Source organism: Paenibacillus rhizoplanae, assembly GCF_042684125.1.
In the GTDB taxonomy this organism is placed as follows: Bacteria; Bacillota; Bacilli; order Paenibacillales; family Paenibacillaceae; genus Paenibacillus_AQ; species Paenibacillus_AQ rhizoplanae.
In genome coordinates this window covers 1-3,476 of the sequence record NZ_JBHUKY010000054.1, presented here as the reverse complement: position 1 = coordinate 3,476, position 3,476 = coordinate 1, and the positions used below count along the sequence as shown (strand labels likewise).

Here is a 3,476-nt window from a genome sequence, read left to right as displayed (position 1 = left end):
GCCCCTTCATGTTTGCCGTACGTTGGGACTTTGCGTTGTTTACCGCGAGGAAACCAGTTGTACTGAAGAGCTTGATACGAGCGAATCATGGACTCGTCTTCAAAAAGTAAATGGTCGATCTGTTCAGCCTCCACCTGCTTCTTGAGCTGAGCAAACGTGTGCTTTCTGAAGAACGTCTGGGTCTCCTCATTGGCATGGGCAAGCGTATACGTGGCCTTGGTAAAGCTAAAATTCATCCGTTTTAGCATCGCACTAATTCCACGCACGCTTAGGGTGACGTCAAATTCCCGTTTAATCCATTCGGCCACCAGCGGCAGGGTCCAGGTATAACGGGTTTCAAAACCCATATCGGCGGGTACGTGTTGCTCCAGCATCGCAGCTAACCGATGACGCTCTTCTTCCGTAAGTTTTGGCGGTTGTCCAGGAGAATGATCCAATTCCAGACCGCTCAGCCCTTGCGTTTGGTAGGTTTGCCAATAGATGCTGATGGTTTGACGCGCACGGCTGAGTAACTCACCGATTTCATCAAAGGTGTGTCCTTCCAGGCGAAGGCGAACCGCTAAGTATCTTTCGTAAAGTCGTTTGTCTGAGGTTTGTTTCATTGCTGTATTCAACCATTCGATCTCTTCGTTGCTCATTTTCATCGCCGCCTCGGATAATATTAACAATCTATTACCCGATTTGGAGACTGAAGAGACTTTGTTAATTTCTTAATTGCGTTCTATATAGATGTTTTTGTTTGTCAGTAAAAAGTATTTTCGTATAACTTCCCCGTATGCGCTTCAAGCACTTCGGGCGTCCGCTCGTGCTCACTACCAATCATTCGATACACTAGTTCGTACGGGGCCTCTTCCGCCCTAGCATTGTGCATCCGTTCCCATTGCAGACGCAGCTTGGCCTGTGCCGTCCATCGGAGGATGGCTGTCTGGTAATCAAATGAAGGCACGGTCTCCAGCTTCTTTAACTGTTCTGGCCTTATGGAGGGGGACATCAAACTTTTGACCCTCCCATTAGAGCGGTCAACAGCTAGTTGATAGCATTCATCCCTGACAGATACGTCTTGAACATATACACCAAAGCGAATGATTTCCAAACGATCTTCGTCGTCGGTCTCTTCAGTTAGAAGCTTGAGATACGGCAACATTTCGGCTCCTAGTCCTCGGACATAGTCCATAGCTACTTCTATACATGCGTCTCGATCCCAGGTTAATGGAGCTAGTTGATCTGGCTTACCATGCGAAACAAAGTCAATCAGTTGTCCGGTTTGGCTGTCTACTCGCGCCTTGACCGCTCCCTCCATCTGCTCAGCCCAATAGGTCTTCCAAGACCGGTCATTCTTGGCTGGACGCTCTTCATTCTGTTGCTTCCACACCATTAACTTGGTGTTCGAGCCAATATTGTCGTCTTGTACTAACTGAAATTGGTCGTTGTCTACGCCAATCCACTCTTCTAGGCTTCGTGCGGGCGGGAACTCACCTGGCCACTCGTCCAGAGTTCTTGGGTCATAGGGGACTGCTTCTGCCCTATAGGCTGTCGGAACTTCCTCCTGTGATGATGCAGTATAGATTAGTCCTCTACTTCGGGGGGCGTAAACAAGATGGACCTGATCGTCACCATCCGTGTACACGGCTTTGTCCAATACGCAATATTCCACATGTAGCAAAAAATTCGCCTTCATACACGCCATCTGTTCCTCTTCTGGTGTGATCATGGTTGGGAGTGCTGGCCCTGGAACGGTTCCGTAGTACCTAAATCCGACCACGCGACCGTTGGGGTGAACCATAATGAGGCATCCCGTCTCAGGAAGCGGCAACCCCATCGCCTTCTGCTGTCGTGTGTACCCAAACATCCCTTCCATCCACTCCATCTCACAATACGGAAAATCACGCAGTGCGCCGGGATAATGATCTTCCAGGAATTGCTCTGCCTGCTGTTTGAGCTCCTCCTCAGATAGCCGTGTCCCGTTGTCCAATGAGGCCCAGGAAATGGCATAGTCTAGCAAGTTGCCGTCCCTGGAGAGCGTGGCAGAAACGGCGTCATCACTCCCCGTTTTAACCCATAAGAATCCCGCTTCTCCCTTCCCTGTTCCCCTTATGGTGTTCTCTTGATAGTCATTGACGATCAGATCATAATCCGGTGAAACGGCAAACTGGTGCTCTGCCTGTTCTCTTAACTGCAGGCGTAATGTATCCAGGTCTCGTTCGGGAAAATCTTGAGCCATTTCGTTGCGCAAATGCTCCAGCCCCTTCCGTAATTGTGTTTTTACAGTACCTAATGGCATATCCAGGAGATGGGCGATTTGCTGCTGGGTCAGGTCCTTCTTATATTTTAAGAACAGGAGCTGACGCAGCTTCGGATTCAGACTGGCCAATGCACGCTCCAGATCCAGGGTTTGATCGATATCATTAACGACCAATGGCTCTTGCGCCTGCGGGTCTTCGCTCAGGTGAACACGCTTGGATCTCTCCAAATGATTGAGCGCCCGGTTCACCACAATTCTGGTAAGCCAGCTCTCAAACGCTTCGGCTTGCTGCAGCGTTTGCAGTGACTCATAAGCCTTAAGCAGGGCATCCTGAACGATATCCTCCGCATCTTTGGACTCCCGTACATAATGGCGAGCCACTCGGTGCAGCTTATCCGTTCGATCCTTTATAAGAGAAACGAAGGCATCGTGATCTCCGTTTTGTGCGGCGTTGATTTGTTGCTGTGCATCGATCATTGTCGTTCACCTCCTGTTATATAGACAGCTAACTCGGGGGTTTGGATTTAATTAATGTAACATTATTCTGGAACTGACCGATCAAGTGACCACCCGCATGCGGCAAGCACCGGTGCCAAAGAGGAGGTCACTCTTGGCGTGTTCCTGCTAAAGCTCCTTCATCCACTGAAGCAGTTCTTCCAGCCCGGTACGGGTATTGGAGAACTCACAAGTCCTTTCCCCGTTCGATCCCCCGGTAGTCGATGGCGCGAGCGAGCTAGAAATTGGAATTTAAATTAGATGTTTATCAAATCGGCAATAGTACTATGTTCTTGTCCACTGACATCACCTGTTGGTTGACAAGAACATGATGTCATAAATGACAAGAACCTTATCCCATTCCCGACAGCAAACAAGCGGATTTTCTATCCGCTTGTTTGCTTTAGCTATTTTTCTTCATTATTTTTCCCATGCCGTTTCGGATTCATTCTCTATTCATAATCTTGTCTCTGAGCCTAACTTAATGACATTGGCCAATTGGCGGCCTTTTTTCTAAGAGTTACTAACCTCAGTTGCCATTTTCATCGTCTGGACCATGTTATATTCTTTCTTCACAATCTCTTCGAGTTTTACGATAGCTTGATCATGAACACGATTAGATACGATCATTTTAATAACTCAACTTTCGCAGCTCAAATCCCCAAACAAACCCTTGATATAGCTGGGTAAACCGGAGATCCAATCCTGTAGTTGACAAAAAACTGCTGTTTTGTTCTTC

2 protein-coding genes are annotated in these 3,476 nt (G+C 48.2%); both read right to left on the bottom strand.

Going from position 1 to position 3,476, the window contains the following annotated elements:
- Positions 1 to 638: IS630 family transposase (locus ACFSX3_RS23555; protein WP_379313331.1), on the bottom strand; the 638-nt coding region annotated here is incomplete at its 3' end.
- Positions 639 to 742: 104 nt separating this feature from the next.
- A complete protein-coding gene (locus ACFSX3_RS23550) occupies positions 743 to 2,719 on the bottom strand; it encodes a sigma-70 family RNA polymerase sigma factor (protein ID WP_209990182.1) in 1,977 nt (658 codons plus the stop codon).
- Positions 2,720 to 3,476 lie beyond the last annotated feature (757 nt).

Bases quoted from the DNA above. Each gene is read 5' to 3' on its own strand.
- ACFSX3_RS23550 (WP_209990182.1), bottom strand. From the start codon at position 2,719: ATGATCGATGCACAGCAACAAATCAACGCCGCACAAAACGGAGATCAC.